Raw genomic sequence first — 24,528 nt, forward strand, 5'->3', positions numbered from 1 at the left:
AGGAAAATTCCAGCGGTTAACGGCCACGCGGCGTTCCGGGTTGGTTCTAGCTGTCAAGTCTAGCCGCAACCGGGGGCCCGCCCGCCGCGCCCGCGCCCGATCCAAGGAGACGCTGTGGCGCATCAGCAGACGACGGCGGCCTCTGCCGTGCCGTCCGGGCGTCGGGGGCAGGAACAAGCTCCCCGCAAGCGCCTCCGTGCTTCAGACGTCGTTCGAATATTCAGCCGGATTCTGGGCGAACTGCTCATCACCGGCGGCGTTGTCCTGCTGTTGTTTGTGGGCTGGCAACTGTGGTGGACCAATGTCGAGGCGAACGCCAAGCAGACCCAAGCCATCCAGGAATTCTCCCACCAGCTCACCGGGCCGGTGGCTCCGGCAGAATCGGTTAACCCGGCTGATTTTGGGGATCCCGTAATAGGTACAGCCCCCGGCAATGGGCAAACGATCGGGATTATGTACATCCCCCGCTTCGGTGCCGACTACACCCGTCCCATCATCGAAGGAACCGGTGCTGATGTTCTGGACACGCTGGGCCTTGGCCATTACGGAAGCACCAGCATGCCCGGCTCCATTGGCAATTTCGCGGTGGCGGGCCACCGGCAAACGCATGGAGCCGTCCTGGACAGCATCCATACGCTGGTTCCCGGGGACAAGATCTACGTTCAAACCGTTGACGGGTACTACACCTACGTCTTCCGCAACAACCAAATCGTCCTCCCCAACCGGACCGATGTGTTGCTGCCCGTCCCCACCCAGCCGGGTGTCGCGCCGGAAGAAAGAATCCTGACCATGACCAGCTGCAACCCGCGCTTCGGGTCGCAGGAACGCATCATCGCCTACTCCGTGATGGAGGGGTGGCAGCCCGCGTCAGCAGGACCGCCGTCGGAAATTGCCGCCCAAGTAGCCAAGGCACAAGGAAAGGGGTAGCGGATGTACGCATGGATTTTCCGCAACTTACCGGGACCGGTCTGGGTACGGATCCTGACTTGTTTGGTACTGGTGGCAGCAGCCCTGGTACTGATGGTCCAGTTCCTTTTTCCCTGGTTCTCCCAATTCACCAGTTTGACTGACTCAACGATTGGTTTAGTGCAGCAGCCATGAGCACAAAAATTCTTGTAGTGGATAACTACGACAGCTTCGTCTACACCTTGGTGGGATACCTCCAGGAGCTCGGAGCCGAGACCACCGTGGTCCGCAACGACGACGTGACACTCGCCGAGGCCACCGAGCTCGCAGCAACCCGCGACGGCGTACTCGTCTCGCCGGGTCCAGGCACCCCTGCGGAAGCCGGCGTCTGCATAGAGCTCATCAAGTGGTGTGGTGACAACAGCAAGCCGATGTTCGGCGTTTGCTTGGGGCATCAGGCCCTGGCCGAAGCATACGGCGGCGTAGTGACCCATGCGCCTGAGCTCATGCATGGCAAGACATCTCCCGTGCAGCACGAAGGCAAGAGCGTTTTCGCCGGACTCCCCTCGCCTGTCACGGCAACGCGCTACCACTCCCTCGCCGCGGTTCGCGATTCCATCCCGGACGTCCTGGAGATCACCGCTGAAACCACCAACGGCGTAGTCATGGGTCTCCAGCACCGGACAGCACCCCTCTGCGGAGTCCAGTTCCACCCGGAATCGGTCCTCACAGAAGGCGGCTACCAGATGCTCGGCAACTGGTTGGAGTCATTGGGCATGACCGGAGCGGCCGAACGCGCCTCCAAGCTGAGCCCGCTGATCAAGCACTAGTTTGCGCGGCTGCGGCGGAAGGCAGCGGGCCGCCGCCCTCCGCGTGCTAGCTCGTTCCTCGCTTTGACGCACGCTTCCGGGCGCGGGCCCGCCGCCTTCGGTCGGACGTAGCCGCCGCCTCGGCGTGCCAGCTCGTTCCTCGCTTTGACGCACGCGGAGGTTGGCGGTCGCGGCTGGCGGCCCTCCCGTTACTTCTTGGTGGGCGTCGGTTTGGGGGTCGGCTTGTCCGTCTCGGTTTCCGTTGGAGTCGGAGTGGGTGTGGGGCTGGGCGCGGGGGCCTTGGCTACCGTGACGGTGACTGACTTACCCTGATCCACCTCGGTGTTGAACGTTTCGCTCTGGGCGGTCACTGTGCCTGCAGCCACCTCGGAGTTTTCCTGCTCCGCCACCACCATCGGCAGGCCATTTGTCTTCAGTGCGGCTTCCGCCTCAGCGAGGGGCAGGCCTATCAGCTGGGGCATGAGTACCTTGCCCGAGGAGACCTGGAGCTCCACCTTGGAGCTGATGGCGATGGCTCCGCCAGGGGCCGGCCCGGTGTTGATCACCAGTCCCACGGGCACAGTGGCACTGTGCGTCCGGACAGTCACGATGTCGCCGGTGATGCCCAGCCTGCGCAGGGCGTCACGGGCGTCCGGCTCCGTACGGCCCACGATATCGGCCGGAATGGTCACGGAGCTGGGTCCGCTGGAGATCTTCAGGACAACTTCGCTGTCCTGATCCAACATGGAACCGGCCGTAGGCGAAGTGCCGATGGTCATGTCCTTGGCCACCGTATCGCTGGCCTCCCGCACGCTCTTGGGAACCAGTTTTGCTGAGTACAGTTCCTGAATTGCCTGGGATTCCGACATATTGGCCACCACGGGCACGGCGATTTTCGCCGGGGGCGGTGGCTGTGTGTTCATGAGGTTGTAAAGCCAGAAACCGCCGCCTGCCAGGACAATGACCGTGAAGATCACCAGGGTAGCGATCCAGGTTCGACGGCGTTTGTTCTGTCCCGCTGACCGCTCGCGCTCCGGTGGGAGGCCCAAGGGAAGCGGCTCATCCGGCTGCTGGTCAACAGGCTCGTCCCTGTACTCGGCGTCCTTGAATTCATCCGCTGACAGCAAACCGACAGCGGTGGAGCTCAGGAGCTGGGTAGCAGGGTCCTCTTGATCCACGAGGTCGTTCGGATCTGTAGGCGCCTCACTGGCCGGCAGAGCCGGAACTGGAATGCCGTTGCTTGCAGCGCGGAGTGCGCGCCGGAAGGACGAAGCGTCCTGGAAGCGGTCTGTCCGGCTCTTCTGAAGAGCCTTGGCCAGGACCGAATCGAGGGCTTCGGAGACATCGGGGTTGTGGGCGCTGGGCATGTCCGGGATTTCACGGACGTGCTGGTAGGCCACGGAGACGGGACTGTCTCCAACAAAGGGCGGCCTGCTGGTCAGCAGCTCGTAGAGGAGGCAACCAGCTGAGTAGAGGTCGCTGCGGGCGTCCACGGTTTCGCCGCGGGCCTGCTCCGGCGAAAGGTATTGTGCCGTGCCTACAACTGCCTGTGTCTGGGTCATGGTGGCAGCGGAATCCGCCATGGCACGCGCGATGCCAAAGTCCATGACTTTGACGTCTCCCGTATCTGCGCAGACCATGACGTTGGCCGGTTTGATGTCGCGGTGGACTATGCCTGCGCGATGGCTGTACTCCAGGGCCGCAAGGACACCGAGGGTGAAGCCGATGGAATTCTCAACCCCCAGCTCGTTCGCCTTGATCATGTCCCGCAGGGTGCGGCCGGCCACGTATTCCATGACGATGAACGGGACACGGACGTCCTCGCCGGGGCCTCCGGGCACGGAGTATTCGCCGGTATCGAAGATGGCCACGATTGACGGGTGGTTCAACGCCGCTACAGCCTGGGCTTCGCGTTTGAAGCGGGCCTGGAACTGGGGGTCACGGGCAAGATCTGCACGCAGGATCTTGACCGCAATGGTCCGCCCCAGCAATGTATCCGTTCCGCGGTATACGTCCGCCATCCCGCCACGACCGATCAGGTCACCGAGTTCGTAGCGGTCATTGAGGATGCGCTGTGAAGACACAGGTGTGCTCTCCTCTCGATGCGCGGGACCTTGGCGGGGGGTAGACATGGCGGATCAGTTATTTACTCGGGCTGCCGCTGGGGCTGGCGCTGGAGGAACCGGGGCTGGTGGGTGCGGCAGCCTTGGACAGGAAGTAGGTCACAGTGGAGCCCTCGGGAACCTCGGCCCCGGCGGCAGGTGAAGACCTCACGAACGTGCCCGGCTGTTGGCCCACGGCTCCGTTGACGGGATCTCCAGCTACCCATCGCAGGCCGGCGCCTTCGATCGCAGCCCGTACCCGTGCCTCGTCGACGCCCACTCCGATGGCAGGAACTGCGACTGTCGCGGGCGCCTGCGGACCCTTTGAATACTGCACAGTGATCACTTCGCCGGGCTGAACAGCACCCGTTGGATTAATGTCGGTCACGATGCCGACTGCAGCATCGTCATCGAAGACCTGCTCGCCCCTGACCTGGAGGCCGAGGGCGGCGAGCTGGGCGCTGACGGTATCAAAGGGCTTGCCGAGGTACTCAGCGGAAATCAAATTAATGGTCTGCGGTGTCGACTGCGTCGGCGTCGGAGACGGCGCCTCAGACGTCTGCGTTGGTGTTGGCGTAGCCGAGGTGGATGTAGGGCTCGCCGTCCGGCTCTGGCTTGCAGAAGTGGACTGGCTCGGGCTGGGGCTGGGTGAGAAGAATCCGGACTGCGAAATCAGGAATCCAACCAGCGCAAACAGCACCAGCAGGATCAAGGCAACCAAGGGCCAGGTCCAGGGGCTGCGCTTCTTGCGTTCGGGATCGCGATCGTCGAAGTTTTCCTCTTCGGTGTAGGCGACTTCCTCTTCGTCGTTCAGCTGGCGCTCTGCTTCGAGTGCATTGGCGCGTGACAGCGGGTGATCAGAAGAGGCAGCTGCTGCTCCCAGGGCAGCACCGGCTGCACCTGCGCCCAGCACCGGAAGTGCGGAGGTCGCCGTCGAGGACTGTTCCTTACCATAAGGCGAGGTAACGACGCCGGTGGGGGCCGTTGCGGTGTCCACCGGCGCAGTGATGGGTCCGGTATTGGACTCGAACAGCAGCATGCCGGGTACGGCGGCGTGGGCCGTGGCGATGTCGCCGTTGCGGATGGCGTCGGCGGCTTCGGCCAGCTTGATGGCGTTGGCGGGACGGTTCTTGGGGTCCTTGGCCAGCATGGACATCAGGAGGGCCCGCACGGGAGTGGGCAGGGTTTCCGGCAGGGGCGGCGGAGCATCGTTGACTTGTGCCAAAGCGATGGCGATCTGCGATTCGCCGGAGAACGGACGGTGGCCGGTGAGGCACTCGTACCCAATGACACCCAAGGAGTAGATATCCGAGGAACCCGTGGCGGTCTGACCGGTTGCCTGCTCGGGAGCCAGGTACTGGGCGGTGCCCATGACCTGGCCGGTCTGTGTCAGCGGAACCTGGTCTGCAAGGCGTGCGATGCCGAAGTCGGTGACCTTGACCCGGTTGTCAGGGGTGATCAGCAGGTTGCCCGGCTTGATGTCCCGGTGGACCAGGCCCTGTGCGTGGGCAACTGCCAGGGCCCGTGCAGTCTGGGAAATGATGGACAAGGTCATGTCCGGGGACAGCACCTGCTCGCGCTCAAGGATTCCACTCAAGGGATGTCCAGGAACGAGCTCCATGACCAAATAGGCCGAGCCGGCTTCTTCGCCGTAATCGAAGACGTTGGCGATGCCCACGTGGTTGAGCAGCGCGGTGTGACGCGCCTCGGCACGGAACCGCTGGAGGAAGCCGGGGTCGCCCGTGTATTCCTCTTTGAGCACCTTGATGGCAACGATCCGGCCAAGGATCTGGTCCTTGGCCTTCCAGACCTCGCCCATGCCGCCAATCGCAATGCGACTGGTCAGTTGGAACCTGCCGCCGAGTGTGATTCCCGAAGTAGGCCTCACTTATTCAACACCGCCTCAAAAATCTTCTTTGCGTTCGGACTGGTTAGCTGGGCACCGCTGAGCACATCCACACTCTCCATGACAATGGTGACTGCTACCTGCGGATCGTTTGCCGGGGCGAACCCGGTAAACCATGAGTTGTTCAAACCTGAATCACCGAGTTCGGCTGTACCGGTCTTGCCGGCCACCTTCACGCCGGGCACTGCAGCACCCTTGGCAATGCCGTTGTCCACGGCACTGGTCATCCACTCGGTGATCTGTGCCGCGATGGGCTGCGTAGTGCTGGTGCGGAGGGCCTCGGGCCTGAGTTCGCTGATGACGCGGAGGTCCGGAGCGCGGACCGTCTTGATCAGGTTGGGCTTCATTTGCACTCCGCCATTGGCGATCGCCGCGGTCATCATGTTGATCTGCAGCGGAGTGGCCTTGACGTCGCGCTGGCCCACGGAAGACTGTGCGAGCTGGGCCTGGTCGAGGTCCTCAGGGAAAATGCTCGGGGCCTGCTGGAGCTTGAGTTGATCGCCGAAGGTCTCACCAAAGCCGAACTTTTGGGCTTGCTCCCGGATGGCATCCTGGCCGAGGTCCAGCGCAATGCTGGCAAACGGTGTGTTGCAGGACTGCTCCAAAGCAAAAGCGAACGACGCCGTCTCCCGGACATTGCAGTTACCGCCGGCATAGTTGGGCAGGCTCGCACTGGAACCAGGCAACGGCAGGGCGCTGGGGTTCGGCAGCTCGCTGTCCTTGTTGTATTTGCCCGAGTTCAGCGCAGCAGCAGTGTCGATGAGTTTGAACACCGAGCCCGGGGAAAGCAGGTTGCCCGTGGGGCCGCTGACGTTCTGGTTCAGGTTGATGCCCGGGACCTGGTTCAGTTCTGCATAGCTCGCCGCTGCGGCGGTGGTGTCATGGGTTGCGATCAGGTTGGGGTCGTAGGACGGCTTGGAGACCATCGCCAGGACAGCACCGGTCCTGGGGTTGGTGACCACGATGGATCCGCGCTGACCATCGGGGATGAGGTCGAAAGCCAGTTTTTGGATTTCGGGGTCCAAGGTCAGTTCCACCGACGCGCCCTTGGGCTCGTTGCCCAGGAACATCTGGCTGATGCGGTCCAGGAAGAGTTGGTCCGAGTTTCCGGCCAAAGTATCGCCCATGGACTGTTCAAGACCCGTCGAGCCGAAGCCCTTTGAGAAGTAACCCGTGATGCCTGCGTAGAGTTCGGGCTCGTTGTACTTGCGCTGGAACGCGCAGGACTCGGTGCCGGTAACAGACTCGGCAACCGGCTTGCCCCCCACGATGATCGCACCGCGGTCGTTACAGAATGAGGCGAGGATGGCGCGCTGGTTCCAGGGGTTGGCATTGAGATCGTCCGCGCCAATGACCTGGACATAGCTGATGGCGCCGAAGATCAACGCAAACATGGCGACGGCGGCCATCCAGGAGCTGCGAATAGCCTGGTTCATTGTTGCTTCACCGCCTCTGTTGGTGCGCTGGGTGTCTGGCCTGTGGTCGGTTTACGTGCGGGCGCGCTGCTGCTGGCCGGGGATTTGCCCACCATGGGTGTGGTGTCCACCGGCCCGCGGGCCGTATTGGAGATCATGAGCAGCAAACCCACGATGATCCAGTTGGCCAGGAGCGAGGAACCACCGGCTGCCAGGAACGGCGTGGTCAGGCCGGTCAAGGGAATGAGCCGTGTGACGCCGCCGATCACCACGAAGCACTGCAGGGCGATCGCGAAGGACAAACCGCATGCCAGCAACTTTCCGAAAGCATCGCGGGTGCCAAGGGCAGCGCGGAAGCCTCGGGTAAAGAGCAGCAAATACAGCATGACGACGGCGAAAAGACCGATCAGGCCAAGCTCCTCGCCGATGAGGGCCACGATCATGTCGCTGTTGGCGAAAGGAACCAGATCGGGCCGGCCTTGGCCAAGCCCTGTTCCTACCAGGCCGCCATCGGCCATGCCGAACAAGCCCTGGACTATCTGGCCGCTGCCGCCCGGGGACCTGCCGAAGACCTCAGGGGTGAAAGCATTGATCCAGCTGTCGATGCGGAAGGCCACGTGGGAGAAGATCTGCGAGGCGATGAAGCCGCCGCCGAGGATCAGCAACAGGCCGATGACCACCCAGGAAATACGGCTGGTGGCCACGTAGATCATCACGATGAACAGGCCGAAGAAGAGAATGGACGACCCGAGGTCCCGTTGGAAGACCAGAACGCCGATGCTGACCAACCAAGCGGTGATCATGGGCCCGAGGTCCTTGAAACGCGGGAACTGCATGGGGCCGATCTTGCGGCCGGCCAAGAGGATGAGGTCCCGGTTCGAGGAAAGATACCCGGCGAAGAATATTGCCAGCGTGATCTTGGCGATTTCGCCTGGCTGGAAGGTCATGGGACCAACACGGATCCACACGCGGGCACCCAGGATTTCACCGGCGGAAATGCCCGGGATCAGGGGAAGAACCAGCAGGAACGCACTGGCTGCCAGCGAAATGTAGGTGAAACGGCGCAGAATCCGGTGGTCCTTGAGGAACCAGATCACGGCGATGGAGACAGCCATGGCGATCAGGGTCCAACGGAGTTGGTTGTTGCCGGTATCGTCCCCGGGCCCGTCCATGCGGTGGATCAAGGCGAGCCCTAATCCGTTGAGGGCCACGACGATAGGAAGTATTACCGGATCGGCATACTTCGCGCGGAGCCGGAGAACCATATGGAAGGCGAATGCCGCCACAGCCAGCAAGCTCGACTGGAACCAGAAGTCACGGTCCAGCCCGACATCGGAGTTGATGCTGACCAAAGCACTCGCACCGACGCCGACGGCGAGGGCCAGGACTATGAGGACAAGCTCGACATTCCGGCGTGGTTTGGGAGCAGTATCAGTCTGGATCATTTTGCCGCCTCACAGGGAGTCGAGGTGGGCGTAGGCGTGGCGACGGCCGCAGTACTCGGAACCGGCACAGTGGCGGTGGGCGACGGCGACGGCGTGGCTGTCGCCGTCGTGGCGGGGCAGTTGGCCGAAGCGCTGCCCGTGTTCTTCAAGTTCTCCACAATGGCCTGCGCGTCGTCGAGGTCACCCGCGGGAACCGTCTGGTGCACGCTCTGCTGGCCGTATTCCGGCAATGAATCCACCCTGATGTCGGTTACGGCCTCGAGCCGGGAAAGCTGAATGGGGCCGAGTCGTTGCGAAATTCCATTGAAAATTGCCACGCGCTGATCGAATTCGCCCACGTAGTAACGGGTTTGCGTCCAGGCATAGCCCAGCCAGAGCCCAACCACTACGCCTACTACAAGCACCGCGGCGACGGCCGGCATCAACCAGCGGACGCGGCGCCTGACGGGCTCGTCCTCTTCCACGCGATCCTGTTCGGCCTTGTGGGTCAGTACAGTGGCAGCCCTTCGGGCAACGGTGCGTCCCGCCACCGTGGGGATGGAGCCGGTCTCCGCAGCCGTTGCCGCGGCACCGACCAATTCATGGGGGCGGCTGGCCAATTCTTCGCGTAGGACCTCGGCCGACAGGTGCTCGCCCAGGTGTGGATCAGTGGTGGTGGGAGGTTCTTTGGACTCGTCCGCGGATGAGGATGCGTCATCCGCTTCCTCGTCTGAGTCACTGGGGTCGCCGGCACTGAATGACGATCCGGCGTCGGCCTCCCGGGCTGCTTTCGCCTTGGAGTCGGAGATCGCATCTTCAGCGGATTTGGTGGCGGACGGACCTTCGGAAGACGTGGAGCCAGTGAGCGGTTCGGGTTCGTCTACCGCGGCAAGCGCCGCAGCAGGAACGACGTCGACGGCGGCCGTGTTGACGTCGTCGTCGGTCTCTTCCACAATCTCGAGCATCACGACCGTGACGTTGTCCGGGGCGCCGGCTTCCAGCGTGAGGTCAACCAGGATCTCAGCGCATTCGCGGAGGTCCTTGGTCTCGCGGACCATGCGCTCCACAACATGCCCGGCTACGTAGTTGAGGCCGTCGGAGCAAAGGAGCCAGCGTTCTCCTGGTTCAACATCAAGGACGTCAAGATCCAGCTCGGGACTGGCATCGACGTCGCCAAGGACGCGCATCAGCACGTTCTTGTGGGGATGCGTTTCGGCTTCCTCCGGACGAAGGCGTCCCTCGTCAATGAGGCGCTGCACGAACGTGTGGTCGATGCTCACTTGCTCGAACTTCTTGTTACGCAGCCGGTAAGCGCGTGAGTCGCCGATGTGCGCAAAATGGAGCTTGCGGTCTTCCAGCAGAAGGGCAGTCACGGTAGTTCCCATGCCGGAAAGCTTGGGGTTCTGGTGAACCAGTTCCGAGAGCAAGGAATTGGCGGTCTGGATCTCGTCCGCGAGGACGGTTTCGGCGCCGTCGGGATAGTCGTCGTGGTCCAGGTGGATCATGTCCAGGACCGTTGAGGCCGAAGCAACGTCACCGCCGGCGTGACCACCCATGCCATCGGCAACCACCGCCAGATGACGACCCACATACGCGGAGTCGTCATTCTTGGAGCGGATCCGTCCGACGTCGGAACGGGCTGCGTAGCGCATGATCAGTGGGCGCTCCGCAGGCGTTTCCTTGCCTTCGGGGGTCTCGGGGGAGGCCATGGACTACGGCCTCAATTCAATGACCGTCTTGCCGATTCTCACGGGGACGCCAAGTTCAACCGGCAATGCGCGGGTGAGCTGTTGATCGGCCAGATAGGTGCCGTTGGTGGAGCCGAGGTCCTCAATGAACCAGCGGCTGCCCTGTGGAAACAGGCGGGCATGTCTTCCCGAAGCGTAGTCATCTTCCAGGACCAGTGTGGCTTCCTGCGCGCGGCCAAGCAGGATGGGACTGGCAGCCAAAGGAACAGTGGTGCCCTTGAGCGGCCCCTCGGTGACCACCAGGGTGCGTGCGTGCTGGATCGCCGGCGGCGGTGAGGCTGCCAACTCCGGATGTTTGCGTACTTCGCGGGCTGTAGGAACGCCGGTGACGGCTTTCCGGCCAATCTGGAAGTCGCGGCGCATGGTGGACACGATGCTGAAGATCAGCACCCACAGCAGCAGGAGGAATCCGAAGCGAAGCGCTGTGATGGTCAGTTCGCTGACGTCGTTCACGCGTTGCCACCCGGGTTTTGGGGGAGAAGGCGGAAAATAATCTTGGTACGTCCCATCGTGATGGTTGAGCCGTCTGTAAGTTCCACGCTGCCGTTTACCTTGTGCCCGTTGACGTAACTGCCATTGGTGGAGCCAAGGTCAACGGCCCATGTGCTGCCGTTCTGCGTCCGGACCTCAAGGTGCTTTCGGGAGACGCCTGTGTCATCCACCAGGATGTCAGCCTCCGAGGAGCGGCCCAGTACCACCGACTGGGCGTTGAGGGAATAGCGCTGGCCGCCGATGTCCAGGACAGGCTGGAGCCGGGTGGGCTGCCGTGCCGGGGCCGCCGGAACGTGGGCCCGTGGAGCCGGGGCCGCGGGAGCAGCGTCATCGGAGGATTTTTCTGTCCGGGAGTTGATTTCAAAGTGACCGGCGCGTTCTTCGTCATTGCGCCGGAACGAAATCCGGACAGGACCCTGGAGGGTGTAGCCCTGGCTGCGGACGTGCTGAATGACGACGTCGCACAGTTCCTCCGCCAACGGCGTTCCCCATTCCTGGGCCCTGGCGAAATCCTCGTCGCTGAGCAGGACATCAAAAACATTGGGAGCGAGCGTTCGCCCGGCAGCGATGGTGAGGGACTTATTGTCCAACTCGCGCCTTAGCTTGCTCGCAATCTCCACCGGCTCAACACGTGCCCGCGACCCTGTGGAGAAGACGTTGCGAACGGCTTTTTCAATGCCGCGCTCGACTTTGTCCAGCAAACCCATGTCCTTCTCCTTTCCTTGCCGCGGCACCGCTGTGCCTGGTCCGATAGTCCGTGCGTTTGGTCCGCCTGTGCACACAGCGAAGTACGCGCCTGACGGCCCTTCCACTTCCCGATACTACTGGGACTGACTGGGAATGGCCTTAATCCACAACGCCTTGCGACCCGGAAAAGTTCGGTTCCGGCCCTTGTTGGTGCGGGAGTCGGGCCATGAAATTTCCGTTGGGTTCACCTGTTGATAGGGGGTCTTTTGGGGCCTCCGACGCATGCAGGAGGGGGTCCCATCCTCCCGATTGGTGTTTTGCCCGGAATGTCCGTTATGCTTGATCTCGCTGCTTTTGAAGGAAACGAAGCTGGGAAACCCGCTGAAGTCCGGAAAAAGAAGTTGCGCGCGAGTGGCGGAACGGCAGACGCGCTGGCTTCAGGTGCCAGTATCCGAAAGGGTGTGGGGGTTCAAATCCCCCCTCGCGCACGCAATTGAAAGAGCCCCGGTCTTAGGATCGGGGCTCTTTTGTTTTCTCTGCTGTCCCAACTGGGTGACAGATAACGCTCCACTGGAGCAGTTGCTGTTACTTGGTTGGCTGAGGCCTCCCACCAATCCGTCAGCTGCGCGCAGAACCGGTGAACCGGCGTCGTGAGTTGCTCAGGTGCAGGCGCATGGCCGCCGCGGCAGCCACTTGGTCGCCCTCCGCAATTGCTGCGTATATAGAGGAGTGCTCGTGGACCACTTGGGCGAAACGTTCGGGGGAGTCCTGGTCTTCGCTGGCCACCAGGCGGGGGCGTGGCATGGTGATCATGGTTTGGCCCAAGGCGGAGATGCAGTCCGTATAAAAGGGATTGCCCGTTGCGGCAGCAACGGCCCTGTGGAACTCGAAGTCCGCTTTCATGGAATGGGCCGGGTGGCCTGAGCTCGCGGTGAACTGTTCCAGCGCGCCATGCACGGCCTTGAGCTGGTGTTCGCTGTGGTTTTTGGCCGCCAATGCTGCGGCTTCAGTTTCGACGCCGATACGGAAATCGAGCATCTGCAGCCGGTCTTCCATGCTGGAAACGGGCCGGCTTCCTGGTGCTGTTGCCGGACCGTCCGCGGGCGGGGTCAGTGCGAAGCTGCCGCGCCCGCGTTCGGTTTCAACAAGGCCTTCGGCCTGCAAGCGGGTCAGGGCGCTCCGGACCACGGTCCGGCTCACCCCGAACTCGGTAATAAGGGTGTTTTCGCTGGGGAGCTTCTCACCTGGCTGGATGGCGCCGTCGACGATGCGGTTGCGAAGGTCGGCGGCGAGATCCGCGGTCAGGTTTCGGCTCATGGGTTCAAGATTACGCGCCGAACTCCACCGATTCCGTGGTCCACGCGCGGGCCTGCCCGCTGAGCGTGACGCCCAAACCGGGGCGATCCGGGACGATCATGCGGCCGTTCTTGGTCTCCAGGCGCTCCTCGAACAAGGGGTCAAGCCAGTCGAAATGCTCCACCCACGGCTCGCGGGGGTAGGCGGCGGCCAAGTGGAGGTGGATTTCCATGGCGAAGTGCGGTGCCAGGCCGAGGCCCCGCTCGTCCGCCAATGCTGCGAGGCGCAGGAACTGGGTGATGCCGCCGACGCGTGGGGCATCGGGCTGGATGATGTCGCAGCTGTTGGCGTTGATGAGTCCCTTGTGTTCTGCCACGGACGCGAGCATTTCACCGGTGGCGATCGGGGTGTCCAGCACCTGGGCCAGGTGGGCGTGGCCTTCAAAGTCGTACGCATCCAGCGGCTCTTCGATCCAGATGAGGTTGAACTCCTCCAACTGGCGGCCCATGCGCAGCGCCGTGGCACGGTCCCACTGCTGGTTGGCGTCCACCATGAGCGGGACGTCCCAGCCGATGTGCTCGCGGACTCCGGCCACGCGCCGCAGGTCCTCCTTGGAATCCGGCAGGCCAACCTTGATCTTGATGCCGCCGATGCCCTCGTCGATGGACCGTGTGGCGCGCTCCTTGACCTCGTCCAGCGTTGCGTTGAGGAAGCCGCCGGAGGTGTTGTAGGTCTGCACGGAGTCGCGGTAGGAACCCAGCAGTTTAGCCAGGGGGAGCCCGGCACGCTTGGCCTTGAGGTCGTAGAGCGCGATGTCGATTGCGGCCAACGCCTGCGTTGCCACTCCCGAGCGGCCCACCGAGGCGCCGGCCCAGAGGAGCTTGGTGTAGATCTTGCCGATGTCGTTGGGGTCCTCGCCGATGATGCCTTCGCCGACTTCCTTGGCGTGGGCGTACTGGGCGGGGCCGCCTGCACGCTTGGAGTAGCTGAAGCCGATGCCGCTGTGCCCTTGTTCCGTGGTGATCTCGGCAAACAGGAACACCACTTCGGTCATGGGTTTCTGCCGGCCGGTGAAGACCTTGGCATCGCTGATGGGCACGGTGAGGGGCAAACGTGCCGTGGATAGCTTGACGTGGCGAATGAGGTCTACGGTGCTCATGGTTCTCCTAGTGGGTGCGGCGTCCTTGCCTGCCACTTAGGCTACAAGTTGTAGACTTGTATTACAAGAGCTGCCCCAGTCCGGCTGGAGTCCTGTCGCTGATGGGCAACCCCTTCAGGTCAGATAGCAGCGAACAGAAGGTCGGCGACAGCGTTGCTGAACGCTCCGGGCGCCTCTTGAGGCACGTTGTGACCTATTCCGGGTAGCCTGCGGACTTCGAAAGGACCGGCGAAATGCTGCCTGTCCCGCGCGGAGTCGTCCGGCCCGAACCCGTCAGCCAGGGCGTCGAACGAAATGGTTGGTACCGGGATAGGCGGTGACTTCGCAAGAAATGCTTCGATCTCGTTGAATCGATCATCGCCAACCGCGGCGCGATGGCGGTGACGGTAGGAATGCACGGCGACATCAACGAAATCGGGGTTGTGCAGGCTGGGCTTGCAGGAGTTGAATGCCTCGTCGGCGTCGGCCCACTCCGGCGACCACAATTGCCAAAGCAGGCGGCACAATTCGTCGCGGTTGGCTTGGAGGCCGGCGCGTCCGCGATCGGTGTTGAAGTACCACTGATACCAGTCCCGATACTCGTCCAGTGGTTCCGCGGGCTTGATCGACGAAGCAATGTCCTGGATGGCGTAGCCCCCGACAGTCACCAGGCCCGCTATGTCCAGAGGGCGGACGGCTGCGGCAATGCAGGCAGCGCGGCCGCCCCAGTCATACCCGGCCACCACTGGACGCTGCAATTCAAGGGCATCGATGAGGTCGAGCAGATCTTGTCCGACGGCGGCTTGTTGTCCGGAGCGAGGAGTCGAGGACTTAAGGAACCGGGTCTGGCCGTAGCCCCGCAGGTACGGGGTTATGGAACGGATCCCGCGGTCCGCCAACATGGAGGCAACGACCTCGAAGCTGAGGGCGTCGTAGGGGAAGCCGTGCAGGAGTACCGCGACTGCTCCGTCCGCCGGGCCGTTGTCGTAGTAGGCAACCTCAAGGTCATCGGTTTTCGCGGTGCGCAGTTCTCCCATGGCCATAGTCAAGTGAATCATTCATCGCCTCCGGAATCACGCCCAGCGGGCGGTGGAGGCGAGACGGACGTGGAGGGCAGGGTTCCGGTTCCACGTCATTGGTACGCGGCGATTACTTTCGTTTTTCCGTGCCCTTGCAACACACTTGGCTACGTGGCGGACAGGTACAGGGTATGAGCTATCTTTCGAGAGCCCCGGATCGGGAAGAGGCCTTTCGGTCGTTGTACCAATCCGCCTACCCCGACCTTCTGGGCTTTGTGCAGCGCCGCACGGACGCGGCGAACGCCGAGGACGTAGTGGCGGAGGCATTCCTTACAGTCTGGCGGCGGTTTCCGGAAGCTCCGAAGCACCAGGATGACGCCCGGGCCTGGCTCTTCGGCATCACACGGAATCTCATGCTGAACTCCCGCCGCGGAGAGCAGCGGCGGCAAGCCCTTGGTGTTCGCTTGGCTGAGGCAACAGACATATCCCACGCTGATTCCCATGCTGACCTGGTCAGCAGCCGCGTTGATCTGGGCAGGGCCTGGGCGCTTCTTTCCGAGGTCCATCAAGAGACCCTGGGGCTTGCGGTCTTCGAGAACCTGTCGGCACCCCAGGCAGCCCAGGTGGTGGGTATTTCTCCGGTGGCGTTTCGGCTCCGCCTTACCCGCGCAAGGCGGGCCCTGCGGCTCCTTCTGGACCATGTCCCCCAGGACGAACTGCCCGCAACACTTTCCGAAGAGGCCAGGACACCATGAAAAACAACCGGAACATCGACACACTTCTGCGCTCCATGGACGCAGCCGGGCAGAGTGCAGCTCCCGACCCGCGCCGTTCGCAGAACGATCTGGAACGTATCCTCAGGTCCCATCCGACCTCTACGGGCATGAATCCCGGAGTCGCTGGATACATAACCACGACGCCGCACCCAAGCCGCCGTCGTCGTCGAACCTTCGCTTTGGGTGCCGTTGCTGTTGCCGCGACGGCCGGGTTCCTGGTGGTGCCGGCACTTTCGGGGGGTGACCCTGCCTTCGCAACGTGGACCGCCGCTCCGGGTGGATTGGTCGGTGCCGAGAGGGAGAGTGCGGTCTCCGATTGCGTCCGATCGAGTAAGGGTGTTGGTGATGGCATGTTCGCCGGCGATGTTGACGCGGCGGAAGTTGCCATTGCCGAGAGGCGCGGGGCCTGGACCACGGTTGTCCTCACCGGCCCTGATGGTTTCGAAGCCACCTGCACCACCGACTCCACCGCAGCATGGTTTAAGAAGGGATCCTTCGGCTCAGTGGGAAAGCCCGCCGATGGACGCAAACCCATTTTCCGCGAAATCAAGGCGACGCAACTGGGAACCGGCGTCATTGCAGACAATCCCCTCTCCATGGCTTCGGGCCAGGTTGGCCCCGATATTGCAGCAATGGCCTACACCAGCAGGGCCGGGGAAAAGATCACGGCCACGGTGTCCAAAGGCCAGTTCGCTTTTTGGCTCCCGGGCGGGGAACTGCCGAACTCCTCCGGCCAAAGCGTTCCCGTGGAGGTGACGTATACCGATAACTCGACCGAAATTCGCTACCTCAGCCTCGGCGGTTCAACCCGGTAACCACGGAAAGCTATCCTCGCAAAGCCCCGAATCCGGCAATCAGTGCCTCAAGCCCCAAGCTAAACGCCACGTCAGTGGGACGCTCATGCCGTTCCAAAGCCAGCCGGTCCACTGCGGCCGTGAGGTTGGGGACCTGCCCGGCGAGGCTGCCGGCGTCGAATATGTCCTCCGGCGCGTTGACATCGTAAGCGGCGCCGAACACGAAAGCTTCCAGGGCGACGATCGCCGAGATGATCTTCTCTTCCGGGAATCCGGCATCGCGGAATCCGGCCGTCACGGCCTCGTACATGGCCAGGGTCTTGGGTGCATCGGCCACCGGAAGTACCGCAATGACGGGGATCAGCGGCGTATGCTCCGAGAAAACGTCGCGGTAGGACCAGGCCCAGCGGCGTACAGCTTCATCCCAGGGCTCCACCCCGAAAGCGGAGACGTCAACCATCGCGGCCAAGTGGTCTTCCACCAGAAGCAGTACGTCGTCCTTGGAGGCCACATGGTTGTAGAGGGCGGAGGGTGCAACGCCCAAGGAGCGCGCAAGGGCCGCCATGGTGAGTCCGTTGTAGCCCTTGTTGCTGATCAACTGGAGCGCCGCCGTCGTAATCCCGTCCTGGTCCAGGATGGCCGCAGTGGGTCGTCCGGCGCGTCGGCGCACAGCACCGGCAGGGCTGGAAGTAGCGGGGGTGGGTGCGGGCATCGGGAGCCTTTCTGCTGCCTGTATCCCCAGCATTATTTCATTGGGTCTTCACAGCGGCTGACTCCGGCGCTACTATGGATGTAAATGAATGCCATTCATTTATTGGTCAGCCACCACGGACGGCCACGGAGAGGACAACATGCAGAATCTTGATCGCGACGTTGTGATCGTCGGCGCCGGACCGTCAGGGTTGACGGCCGCACGCGAATTGAAGAAGGCCGGGCTCAGCGTTGCAGTGCTCGAAGCACGCGACCGGGTAGGCGGCCGCACCTGGACCGACACCATTGATGGCGCCATGCTGGAAATCGGCGGCCAGTGGGTCTCCCCGGACCAGACAGCCCTCATGGACTTGCTGGACGAGCTCGGACTGAAAATGTACTCGCGCTACCGCGACGGCGAGTCCGTCTACATCGGCGCAGACGGCAAGCGCACCCAGTACACCGGTGACACCTTCCCGGTGAATGAAACCACCAAAGCCGAGATGGACAAGCTCGTGGCCATCCTGGACGGCCTCGCAGCCGAGATCGGCCCCACCGAACCCTGGGCCCACCCCAAGGCACGCGAGCTGGACACCATCTCCTTCCACCACTGGCTGCGGCAAAACTCCAGCGACGAGGAAGCCTGCAACAACATCGGCCTCTTCATCGCCGGTGGCATGCTCACCAAGCCGGCCCACGCCTTCTCCGCTCTGCAGGCAGTCCTCATGGCTGCCTCGGCCGGATCCTTCAGCCACCTGACGGATGAGGACTTCATCCTGGACAAGCGGGTCATCGGCGGCATGCAGCAGGTTTCCCTACTGCAGGCAGCAGAGCTGGGCGACGACGTCATCCTCAACAGCCCTGTCCGCACCATCAAGTGGGACCACAACAACAACGTGACCGTCGTGTCCGAGCAGGCAACCGTCAACGCCCGCTTCGTCATCATGGCCGTGCCGCCCAACCTGTACTCCCGCGTCTCCTTCGACCCGCCGCTGCCGCGCCGCCAGCACCAGATGCACCAGCACCAGTCCCTGGGTTTGGTCATCAAGGTCCATGCTGTGTACAACACTCCGTTCTGGCGTGAAGAAGGACTCTCCGGCACCGGCTTCAGCGCCGGCGCACTGGTCCAGGAGGTCTACGACAACACCAACCACGGCGACACCCGCGGCACCTTGGTGGGCTTCGTTTCCGACGAAAAGGCCGACGCCGTGTTCGAGCTCAGCGCCGAAGACCGCAAGAAGGCCATCCTTGAGTCGATCGCCGGCTTCCTCGGCGACAAGGCCCTCAACCCCGAGGTCTACTACGAGTCCGACTGGGGCTCCGAAGAATGGACCCGCGGTGCCTACGCATCCAGCTACGACCTCGGCGGCCTGCACCGCTACGGCAAGGACCAGCACGCGAATGTCGGACCGATCTACTGGTCCTCGTCCGACCTCGCAGCCGAGGGCTACCAGCACGTGGACGGCGCGGTCCGAATGGGCCAGGCAACTGCCGCCCGCATTGTCGAAGCCAACAAGCTGAGCGCAGTCCCGGTCGCCTAGGACCAAGCATCAAACCGGCAGGCCGGGAGCACAATGCCCGGCCTGCCGGCGCCACTTTTTAAGCAGCGCCGCTTAAGCAGCGCCGCTTATGGAAGAACCATCCAGTTGAGCACCACCCAGGAAAGGACCACCATGCGCTACGTAGTGGGTTACACCGCCAACGCGAGGGGGCACGACGCCGTTCACCTCGCCGTTGCGCTGGCCCGGAATCACGATGTGAGCCTGGACCTTGTCCTGGTGGTGCCGGAGGATTCCCCATACAACGCCGTCTACCCACCGGAGACCGGCTACAACGACATCCTGACCGAGCAGGCGCAGCGTTGGTTGGACGAAGGCCTCGCCCTGGTTCCGGCCGATGTCACCGCCCGCGGGCACATCCGCCGCGGTGACTCCGAGGCCCAAACCCTGATCGATGCCGCTGTGGAAACGGATGCAGCGGCTCTGGTCATCGGTGCCACCAACAGCGGCTTGTTCAAGCGCTTCACCATCGGCTCCGTTGCAAGCTCGCTGCTTCACTCATCGCCGGTTCCCGTCGTGCTGGCGCCCCAGGGTTACCACCGGACCGATCCCATCACCCGCATGAGTTGCGGATTCGGCACGCGTCCGGGCGCAGACGAGCTCCTGGATGTTGCCGTCGAGTCCGCCCGCGATCGCGGCCTTCCGCTGCGGCTCGTCTCCCTGTTGGCGCTCGACGGCGGTGACTCGCCTGAGTTGGCCGACGCCGCCCGGGAGCATGCCACCGCCCGACTTGCCGCCGTCGTGGGTTCCGCTGACGCCGGCCGCTCTGCTGATGCACCCGAACCGGAAATCGTCGTTGCCCAAGGCCGCACCATCGAAGAAGCCGTGGACCGGCTCGACTGGGAGGACGGCGAAATCCTGCTCATCGGTTCCAGCCGCCTGGCCCAACAGCGCGCCACGTTCCTCGGCACTACCGCAAACCGGATCCTGCGTGCCCTCCCCGTCCCCATGATCGTGGTTCCCCGCGACTACACGCGCCAAAGCGCCTAGCAATCGCCTGAGAGGCAAAACCCATGTCAACTGCACCAAAGACGGTCCAGTCGAAAGAAACGCCGGCCCTGAGTGAAAAGGGCCTGAAGGCCGGATCGGTGGGCCTCATCGGCGCCGTCGTGATCGGCGTTTCCTGCATCGCGCCCGCCTATACGCTGACCGCGGCCCTGGGGCCAACGGTGTCCGAAGTAGGCGTGCACCTGCCCGCCATCTTCCTGGTGGGCTTCATCCCCATGCTGCTGGTGGCCTTGGGCTACCGCGAACTGAACAACGCCATGCCCGACGCCGGTACCTCCTTTACGTGGGCCACCCGTGCGTTCGGTCCGTGGATCGGTTGGATGGGCGGGTGGGGGCTGATCGCGGCCACCATCATTGTGCTTTCCAACCTGGCGGCCGTGGCGGTGGACTTCTTCTACCTGATGCTCGCCCAGATCTTCAGCAATCCGGAACTGGCCGATCTCAGCAAGATCCTGCCGCTGAACATCGCCACCACCCTGGTCTTCATTGCCCTGGCATGTTGGATCTCGTACCGGGGCATGGAGACCACCAAGGGCGTCCAGTACGTGCTGGTGGCCTTCCAACTGTTGGTCCTGGGCTGGTTCGCGGTCTCTGCATTCGCCCACGTCGCCAACGGCACGGCTTTCGATGCCACCGCGATTTCACCGGACTGGTTCAACCCGTTCGCCGTGGACTCCTTCTCCTCCTTTGCCGCAGGTGTGTCTCTCTCGATCTTCATTTACTGGGGCTGGGACGTCACCCTCACCATGAACGAGGAAACGAAGAACCCGGAAAAGACCCCGGGGCGTGCAGCGACCATCACGGTGCTGGTCATTGTGATCATCTACATGACCGTTGCGCTGGCAACCCTGTCCTTCGCCGGCGTTGGCGAGACCGGTTTGGGCGCAGGAAATCCGGAGAACCAGTCCAGCATCTTCGCCGTACTGGCGGGTCCGGTGATGGGCCCGTTCGCGATCCTGATGTCGCTGGCCATCCTGAGCAGCTCCGCAGCATCGTTGCAGTCGACGTTCGTTTCCCCGGCCCGCACCATGCTGGCCATGGGCCACTACCGCGCCATCTCGCCGAAGTTCGGCAAGATCAGCCCCACTTACAAGTCGCCAAGCTTCGCCACGATCGCGGCCGCCATAGCCGCTGCGGCGTTCTATGTGATCACCAGGACAGTGTCCGAGAATGCACTGTGGGACACCATCACGGCCCTCGGCATGATGATCTGCTTCTACTACGGCATCACCGCGCTGGCCTGCGTTTGGTTCTTCCGTGCAGAGGCCTTCCGCGGTGCGCGCTCGTTCTTCTTCAAGTTCCTGGCACCGTTGGTGGGCGGCGTCATCCTGCTGGTCATGTTCGTGAAGACGGCCATGGACTCTTTGGATCCGGAATACGGCTCGGGCTCATCGGTGGGCGGCGTCGGGCTGGTATTCGTCCTGGGTATGGGCGTCATCCTGTTGGGCGTGGTGATCATGCTGGTGATGTACCGGGTGCGGCCCGAGTTCTTCAAGGGCAAGGTTCTGTAGGTTCCTGCCGCCCCGCCGAGACTGCACTTAGCGACAATCCTGATCACTGGGATTGTCGTTAAGTGTCATCTGGGCGAGGGGAGGGCGGGTGCAGGGACGCCGGCGGCCCGCTCGGCTGCGGCCAGCGCTTCGGCAAGACGCTCGACGGCGGCACGGTAGTCAGTCCCGGCTGTCACCTTGCAGTACTCGGCCTCCCGCATGGCCCGCGTCAGCGCCGCTGTTTCGGCAGCCCTCACGTCCGTCATGGCAGGAAAATCGATGGTCCGGGCGGGATCGAGCTCGTATTGGCGCCACTGCTCCAGAATGTTTTCGTGGCGGGCTGCGTCGTCCGGGAAACCAGCACGACGGCGGGGCTCAGCTGCGTGGAGGCGCTCCACTTTGCGGATGCTCAGCAGGGTTCCGGCCGCAGTAGCGACCCCCACAAAAACCATGATGAGCCCGGCGGGAGACCAATGGACGGCAGGGACAATGATGGCGGGCGCTATGACGACGAGCCCCCCGAACAAGTCCCAAAACACGCCGTCCGGCTCCGGGCCGCGGCCGTGGGTCAGTTTCCTGTGCAGGACATACGTGGTTGCTGCGGTTGCAAGAACCAGGGCAACACCCCACAGGAGCATCATGGCGGGCATCGGACCACCTCCAGGCGAATTCGCTGCTTTGAATTCAGTATGCGGCAGTGACTGCGTGGGCGCGAGGGGTTTCCTTGTCGGGCCCGGGGCGTAGCCTAGGCACCATGAGACTGAAAATGTGCAGCATCCACGTCAAGGACCCCGCCGCCGCCCACGTTTTCTACACGGAGACGCTCGGCTTCGAGACCCTGATGGCCATGCCCGAGTACAACCTGTACATCATCAAGGATCCAGGCGCGGAAGACAGCAGTTCGCCAGGGCTTTTGCTGGAACCCAGTGACAACCCCATCGCCTCGAACTACATGAACGCCCTGCACGAGTCCGGCCTGGCCGCCATCACCTTCGGCGTGCCGGATGTCAGGGCTGAGTACGAGCGTCTGCTTGCCGCCGGAGTGACGTTCCAAGGCGAACCCTCCGAGGACCCTTTCGGCGTCAGCGCAGTTTTCGACGACGGTTGCGGGAACTTCATCCAGCTCCACCAGGACTGAGCTTAAACAACTGTGGCCGGGACGCAGGTCCCGGCCACAGTTCGTGAAAGCTACGCGTGGTCGCGCTTGGAGGTCTTCGGAGCATCGCGCTTTGCGGCAGCGTTGTCGCGGGCTTCCTTCGTTGCGGCCTTCTTGGCGGCCTCGTCCTTGACACGCTGCGCCTCGGACCGGACAGCGGCGTGTGTGGCGCGCTCGGTGACCAGCCACTGCGGCGGAGTCTGCAGCAGCTCGGTGATCTCCGCCGTCGTCAGCGCATCCTCGACGCCGCCGCGTGCGAGGCCGCTGATGGAGACGTTCAGCTTCTGCGCGACCACCGGGCGCGGGTGCGGGCCATTGCGGCGCAGTTCGGCGAGCCACTCCGGCGGGTTGGCCTGGAGTTCAGCGAATTCTTCGCGGGAGATGGACGAATCCTGGAACTCCTGGGGTGTTGCGGGCAGGTAGATGCCGAGTTTCTTGGCAACGGTTGCCGGCTTCATGGACTGGGAGTTCGAGGACGTCATGCTTCAAGGGTATCTGGCCGGTACTGTGAGTGTGTGCCAGACGCTGAAGATTCCGCCGAAACAACCGAACCCCTAGCCGGCCTCCGCTTCGCCTATGTTGCGGGTGTGACTCCTGGGAAATGGATCCGGCGGTGGGAAGAACGGATGCCGAACTTCCCGTTGCACTCTTTCATGTCCGACCACGCCGCCCAGGTTTCGGTTTTGCGTGACGGTTCCGCCGACCTCAGCTTCGTTCGGTTGCCCGTTGAGCGCGAAGGCTTGAACGTCATCCCTTTGTATGAAGAACAGCCCGTGGTTGTGGCTCCCAAGGGGCACGAGATTTCGGTGTTTGAAGAGGTGGCCCTCGACGATCTTTCCGAGGAGAACTTCCTCGACATTGACGAGATGGGCGGGCCGGACATGGCCCTCCAAGTGGTTGCCTCCGGCGCCGGACTGGCAATCCTGCCCATGTCGGTGGCACGGCACCTGAATGCCAAGGACACTGTGATGCGCCGCCTGACCGGCGCCCCCACCACCCAGATTGGCCTGGCATGGCTGATTGGTACTGACAGCCCGGTGATCGAGGAATTCATCGGCATTGTCCGTGGGCGTACCGCACAGAGTTCGCGCCAGCCCTCGGCGCAGCAGGAGAAGCCCAAGAAGGAACCCAAGCCGGATCGCCGCGGTGGAGGCCCCAGGAAGCCTGCGGTCGCGCAGCGCTACGCTCCGAATCCGGACAAGGGCCGGGGCAAAGGTTCACGCAAAAAAGGCAAACGCTGACACTCCTGCCCGGTTGGATCACTCCGCCGTGACGCTCCTGCCCGGTTGGATCACTCCGCCGTGACGCTTCTGCCCGGTTGGTGGGGAAATTGATGCGTTCCTGCGCCCAAGTAGCGGGAATTTGGCGCATTTGGGGTGACCAACTGGGGAGGAGCGCTGACTACTCGCCGTGGATTGTTGTTTGCTGCTGCTCTGAGCGGTTGAGGTAGGCAAGGAGCAGATCCCCGGCCCGTTCGAGTTCGCCGGCTTCCAGCGCCGAACAGATGTGCTCGTTTTCCTTGAGCCAATCGCTGTAGAAGTGGGCGTTCATGGTGGCTTTGTGGAAGTAGAGCCGCATCTCCGCCAGGATCTGGGCCATGATCGTGTCCAGCCGGGTGCTCTCGGCCAGGGCGACGATTGCGCCGTGAAAGTGCTGGTTGGCGCTGCCCAGGCCCTCGTTGTCGTTGGCCGCAGCGGCCCGCTTGCCCTCTTCGACGGCGGCCCTGACGGCGGCAATGCGCTCCGGTGAACCCCCCGCCCGGATGGAGCTGACTTCGATGGCGCGGCGAACCGTATAAACATCGTGGATATCGCCTGCTTCAAGGGTTGCCACAAAGACGCCCTTGTTGGGTTGGCGCAGGAGAAGCCGTTCCCCGGCCAGTTCCGCGAAAGCTTCCCGGACCGTGTTCCGGGAGACGCCCAAATCCTCGGCAATGGTGGCTTCGGTCAGTTTGGCGCCAGGAACCAGGAAGCCTTCGGCCAACTGGTAGCGCAGTTCTTCAGCGACCCGTTCTGCCACGGAGGGGACTTTCATGCGGACGCGTGCCCGCGCACCGTCAAAGCCAGCGTGTTCGCTTGGTTCCTGATCTTCACTGGCCATAACTCCAAAATTA

Annotated in this window: 23 protein-coding genes and 1 tRNA gene; 10 read left to right on the forward strand and 14 right to left on the reverse strand. The window is 63.0% G+C overall.

What is annotated here, in order from left to right:
- Positions 1–99: 99 nt before the first annotated feature.
- Positions 100–927: a class E sortase gene (locus LDN85_RS00125; RefSeq protein ID WP_026540994.1), complete on the forward strand. Its 828-nt coding sequence runs from the start codon at positions 100–102 to the stop codon at positions 925–927.
- A 170-nt stretch (positions 928–1,097) separates the two neighbouring features.
- On the forward strand, positions 1,098–1,736 hold the full coding sequence (locus tag LDN85_RS00130) for an aminodeoxychorismate/anthranilate synthase component II (RefSeq protein ID WP_026540992.1): 639 nt from the start codon (positions 1,098–1,100) through the stop codon (positions 1,734–1,736).
- Positions 1,737–1,924: 188 nt separating this feature from the next.
- Here the strand turns inward: LDN85_RS00130 and pknB are convergent, their stop codons facing one another.
- The 7 genes from pknB to LDN85_RS00165 are packed head-to-tail and all read right to left on the reverse strand — an operon-like array spanning position 1,925 to position 11,509.
- Positions 1,925–3,847 (reverse strand): Stk1 family PASTA domain-containing Ser/Thr kinase, encoded by a 1,923-nt coding sequence (gene pknB, locus LDN85_RS00135; protein WP_026540991.1) that lies wholly within the window; start codon positions 3,845–3,847, stop codon positions 1,925–1,927.
- A gap of 10 nt (positions 3,848–3,857) precedes the next feature.
- Positions 3,858–5,705, reverse strand: a complete 1,848-nt coding sequence (locus LDN85_RS00140) for a protein kinase (RefSeq protein WP_026540990.1) — start codon at positions 5,703–5,705, stop codon at positions 3,858–3,860.
- Positions 5,702–7,159: a penicillin-binding transpeptidase domain-containing protein gene (locus LDN85_RS00145; RefSeq protein ID WP_026540989.1), complete on the reverse strand. Its 1,458-nt coding sequence runs from the start codon at positions 7,157–7,159 to the stop codon at positions 5,702–5,704. The genes LDN85_RS00140 and LDN85_RS00145 overlap by 4 nt, the downstream gene beginning before the upstream one ends.
- Positions 7,156–8,583, reverse strand: a complete 1,428-nt coding sequence (locus tag LDN85_RS00150) for an FtsW/RodA/SpoVE family cell cycle protein (protein WP_026540988.1) — start codon at positions 8,581–8,583, stop codon at positions 7,156–7,158. The genes LDN85_RS00145 and LDN85_RS00150 overlap by 4 nt, the downstream gene beginning before the upstream one ends.
- Positions 8,580–10,271: a PP2C family serine/threonine-protein phosphatase gene (locus LDN85_RS00155; protein ID WP_223944277.1), complete on the reverse strand. Its 1,692-nt coding sequence runs from the start codon at positions 10,269–10,271 to the stop codon at positions 8,580–8,582. The genes LDN85_RS00150 and LDN85_RS00155 overlap by 4 nt, the downstream gene beginning before the upstream one ends.
- Positions 10,272–10,274: 3 nt before the next feature.
- Complete coding sequence (locus tag LDN85_RS00160) at positions 10,275–10,763, reverse strand: FHA domain-containing protein (RefSeq protein WP_026540986.1); 489 nt, start codon at positions 10,761–10,763, stop codon at positions 10,275–10,277.
- Positions 10,760–11,509, reverse strand: coding sequence for a DUF3662 and FHA domain-containing protein (locus LDN85_RS00165; RefSeq protein WP_223944278.1), 750 nt, complete (start codon positions 11,507–11,509; stop codon positions 10,760–10,762). The genes LDN85_RS00160 and LDN85_RS00165 overlap by 4 nt, the downstream gene beginning before the upstream one ends.
- 385 nt (positions 11,510–11,894) lie before the next feature.
- Here LDN85_RS00165 and LDN85_RS00170 point away from each other — a divergent pair.
- Positions 11,895–11,977, forward strand: a tRNA-Leu gene (locus LDN85_RS00170).
- A gap of 130 nt (positions 11,978–12,107) precedes the next feature.
- Here the strand turns inward: LDN85_RS00170 and LDN85_RS00175 are convergent.
- The 3 genes from LDN85_RS00175 to LDN85_RS00185 all read right to left on the reverse strand — a co-directional run bounded on the left by LDN85_RS00175 (position 12,108) and on the right by LDN85_RS00185 (position 14,981).
- Positions 12,108–12,806, reverse strand: coding sequence for a FadR/GntR family transcriptional regulator (locus LDN85_RS00175; RefSeq protein ID WP_026540984.1), 699 nt, complete (start codon positions 12,804–12,806; stop codon positions 12,108–12,110).
- 10 nt (positions 12,807–12,816) lie between these two features.
- On the reverse strand, positions 12,817–13,944 hold the full coding sequence (locus tag LDN85_RS00180) for a mandelate racemase/muconate lactonizing enzyme family protein (RefSeq protein ID WP_223944279.1): 1,128 nt from the start codon (positions 13,942–13,944) through the stop codon (positions 12,817–12,819).
- Between the two features lie 119 nt (positions 13,945–14,063).
- Positions 14,064–14,981: an alpha/beta hydrolase gene (locus LDN85_RS00185; RefSeq protein ID WP_223944280.1), complete on the reverse strand. Its 918-nt coding sequence runs from the start codon at positions 14,979–14,981 to the stop codon at positions 14,064–14,066.
- A gap of 152 nt (positions 14,982–15,133) precedes the next feature.
- Here LDN85_RS00185 and LDN85_RS00190 point away from each other — a divergent pair, with 152 nt between their 5' ends.
- Entirely contained in the window at positions 15,134–15,697 is a 564-nt protein-coding gene (locus tag LDN85_RS00190; protein WP_223944281.1) for a sigma-70 family RNA polymerase sigma factor, read from the forward strand.
- Complete coding sequence (locus tag LDN85_RS00195; protein WP_223944282.1) at positions 15,694–16,533, forward strand: hypothetical protein; 840 nt, start codon at positions 15,694–15,696, stop codon at positions 16,531–16,533. The genes LDN85_RS00190 and LDN85_RS00195 overlap by 4 nt, the downstream gene beginning before the upstream one ends.
- 10 nt (positions 16,534–16,543) lie before the next feature.
- Here LDN85_RS00195 and LDN85_RS00200 read toward each other — a convergent pair whose 3' ends face one another.
- A complete protein-coding gene (locus LDN85_RS00200; RefSeq protein ID WP_223944283.1) occupies positions 16,544–17,257 on the reverse strand; it encodes a TetR/AcrR family transcriptional regulator in 714 nt (237 codons plus the stop codon).
- A 106-nt stretch (positions 17,258–17,363) separates the two neighbouring features.
- Between LDN85_RS00200 and LDN85_RS00205 the strand changes: the two genes are divergently transcribed.
- The 3 genes from LDN85_RS00205 to LDN85_RS00215 all read left to right on the forward strand — a co-directional run bounded on the left by LDN85_RS00205 (position 17,364) and on the right by LDN85_RS00215 (position 21,280).
- Positions 17,364–18,743 carry an NAD(P)/FAD-dependent oxidoreductase gene (locus LDN85_RS00205; RefSeq protein WP_223945506.1) on the forward strand — a complete coding sequence of 460 codons (1,380 nt, stop codon included), beginning with the start codon at positions 17,364–17,366 and terminating at the stop codon, positions 18,741–18,743.
- 132 nt (positions 18,744–18,875) lie between these two features.
- Positions 18,876–19,751: a universal stress protein gene (locus tag LDN85_RS00210; protein ID WP_223945507.1), complete on the forward strand. Its 876-nt coding sequence runs from the start codon at positions 18,876–18,878 to the stop codon at positions 19,749–19,751.
- Positions 19,752–19,774: 23 nt separating this feature from the next.
- A complete protein-coding gene (locus tag LDN85_RS00215) occupies positions 19,775–21,280 on the forward strand; it encodes an APC family permease (RefSeq protein WP_223944284.1) in 1,506 nt (501 codons plus the stop codon).
- 65 nt (positions 21,281–21,345) lie between these two features.
- On the opposite strand, the gene LDN85_RS00220 is transcribed toward LDN85_RS00215, so the two are convergent.
- On the reverse strand, positions 21,346–21,909 hold the full coding sequence (locus LDN85_RS00220) for a hypothetical protein (RefSeq protein WP_223944285.1): 564 nt from the start codon (positions 21,907–21,909) through the stop codon (positions 21,346–21,348).
- A gap of 104 nt (positions 21,910–22,013) precedes the next feature.
- Here LDN85_RS00220 and LDN85_RS00225 point away from each other — a divergent pair, with 104 nt between their 5' ends.
- Positions 22,014–22,397: a VOC family protein gene (locus tag LDN85_RS00225; RefSeq protein ID WP_223944286.1), complete on the forward strand. Its 384-nt coding sequence runs from the start codon at positions 22,014–22,016 to the stop codon at positions 22,395–22,397.
- 50 nt (positions 22,398–22,447) lie between these two features.
- On the opposite strand, the gene LDN85_RS00230 is transcribed toward LDN85_RS00225, so the two are convergent.
- Positions 22,448–22,897 (reverse strand): DUF5997 family protein, encoded by a 450-nt coding sequence (locus LDN85_RS00230; protein WP_026540973.1) that lies wholly within the window; start codon positions 22,895–22,897, stop codon positions 22,448–22,450.
- 33 nt (positions 22,898–22,930) lie between these two features.
- On the opposite strand from LDN85_RS00230, the gene LDN85_RS00235 reads away from it, so the two are divergent.
- Positions 22,931–23,656 (forward strand): LysR family substrate-binding domain-containing protein, encoded by a 726-nt coding sequence (locus tag LDN85_RS00235; protein WP_223944287.1) that lies wholly within the window; start codon positions 22,931–22,933, stop codon positions 23,654–23,656.
- A 160-nt stretch (positions 23,657–23,816) separates the two neighbouring features.
- On the opposite strand, the gene LDN85_RS00240 is transcribed toward LDN85_RS00235, so the two are convergent.
- A complete protein-coding gene (locus LDN85_RS00240) occupies positions 23,817–24,515 on the reverse strand; it encodes a GntR family transcriptional regulator (protein WP_223944288.1) in 699 nt (232 codons plus the stop codon).
- Positions 24,516–24,528: the final 13 nt, after the last annotated feature.

It is taken from the genome of Arthrobacter sp. StoSoilB20, assembly GCF_019977295.1.
GTDB lineage: Bacteria > Actinomycetota > Actinomycetes > Actinomycetales > Micrococcaceae > Arthrobacter > Arthrobacter nicotinovorans_A.

Bases quoted from the DNA above. Each gene is read 5' to 3' on its own strand.
- LDN85_RS00130 (WP_026540992.1), top strand. From the start codon at position 1,098: ATGAGCACAAAAATTCTTGTAGTGGATAACTACGACAGCTTCGTCTAC.
- pknB (WP_026540991.1), bottom strand. From the start codon at position 3,847: ATGTCTACCCCCCGCCAAGGTCCCGCGCATCGAGAGGAGAGCACACCT.
- LDN85_RS00145 (WP_026540989.1), bottom strand. From the start codon at position 7,159: ATGAACCAGGCTATTCGCAGCTCCTGGATGGCCGCCGTCGCCATGTTT.
- LDN85_RS00150 (WP_026540988.1), bottom strand. From the start codon at position 8,583: ATGATCCAGACTGATACTGCTCCCAAACCACGCCGGAATGTCGAGCTT.
- LDN85_RS00155 (WP_223944277.1), bottom strand. From the start codon at position 10,271: ATGGCCTCCCCCGAGACCCCCGAAGGCAAGGAAACGCCTGCGGAGCGC.
- LDN85_RS00165 (WP_223944278.1), bottom strand. From the start codon at position 11,509: ATGGGTTTGCTGGACAAAGTCGAGCGCGGCATTGAAAAAGCCGTTCGC.
- LDN85_RS00175 (WP_026540984.1), bottom strand. From the start codon at position 12,806: ATGAGCCGAAACCTGACCGCGGATCTCGCCGCCGACCTTCGCAACCGC.
- LDN85_RS00180 (WP_223944279.1), bottom strand. From the start codon at position 13,944: ATGAGCACCGTAGACCTCATTCGCCACGTCAAGCTATCCACGGCACGT.
- LDN85_RS00185 (WP_223944280.1), bottom strand. From the start codon at position 14,981: ATGATTCACTTGACTATGGCCATGGGAGAACTGCGCACCGCGAAAACC.
- LDN85_RS00190 (WP_223944281.1), top strand. From the start codon at position 15,134: ATGAGCTATCTTTCGAGAGCCCCGGATCGGGAAGAGGCCTTTCGGTCG.
- LDN85_RS00195 (WP_223944282.1), top strand. From the start codon at position 15,694: ATGAAAAACAACCGGAACATCGACACACTTCTGCGCTCCATGGACGCA.
- LDN85_RS00200 (WP_223944283.1), bottom strand. From the start codon at position 17,257: ATGCTGGGGATACAGGCAGCAGAAAGGCTCCCGATGCCCGCACCCACC.
- LDN85_RS00205 (WP_223945506.1), top strand. From the start codon at position 17,364: ATGCAGAATCTTGATCGCGACGTTGTGATCGTCGGCGCCGGACCGTCA.
- LDN85_RS00210 (WP_223945507.1), top strand. From the start codon at position 18,876: ATGCGCTACGTAGTGGGTTACACCGCCAACGCGAGGGGGCACGACGCC.
- LDN85_RS00215 (WP_223944284.1), top strand. From the start codon at position 19,775: ATGTCAACTGCACCAAAGACGGTCCAGTCGAAAGAAACGCCGGCCCTG.
- LDN85_RS00220 (WP_223944285.1), bottom strand. From the start codon at position 21,909: ATGCCCGCCATGATGCTCCTGTGGGGTGTTGCCCTGGTTCTTGCAACC.
- LDN85_RS00225 (WP_223944286.1), top strand. From the start codon at position 22,014: ATGAGACTGAAAATGTGCAGCATCCACGTCAAGGACCCCGCCGCCGCC.
- LDN85_RS00230 (WP_026540973.1), bottom strand. From the start codon at position 22,897: ATGACGTCCTCGAACTCCCAGTCCATGAAGCCGGCAACCGTTGCCAAG.
- LDN85_RS00240 (WP_223944288.1), bottom strand. From the start codon at position 24,515: ATGGCCAGTGAAGATCAGGAACCAAGCGAACACGCTGGCTTTGACGGT.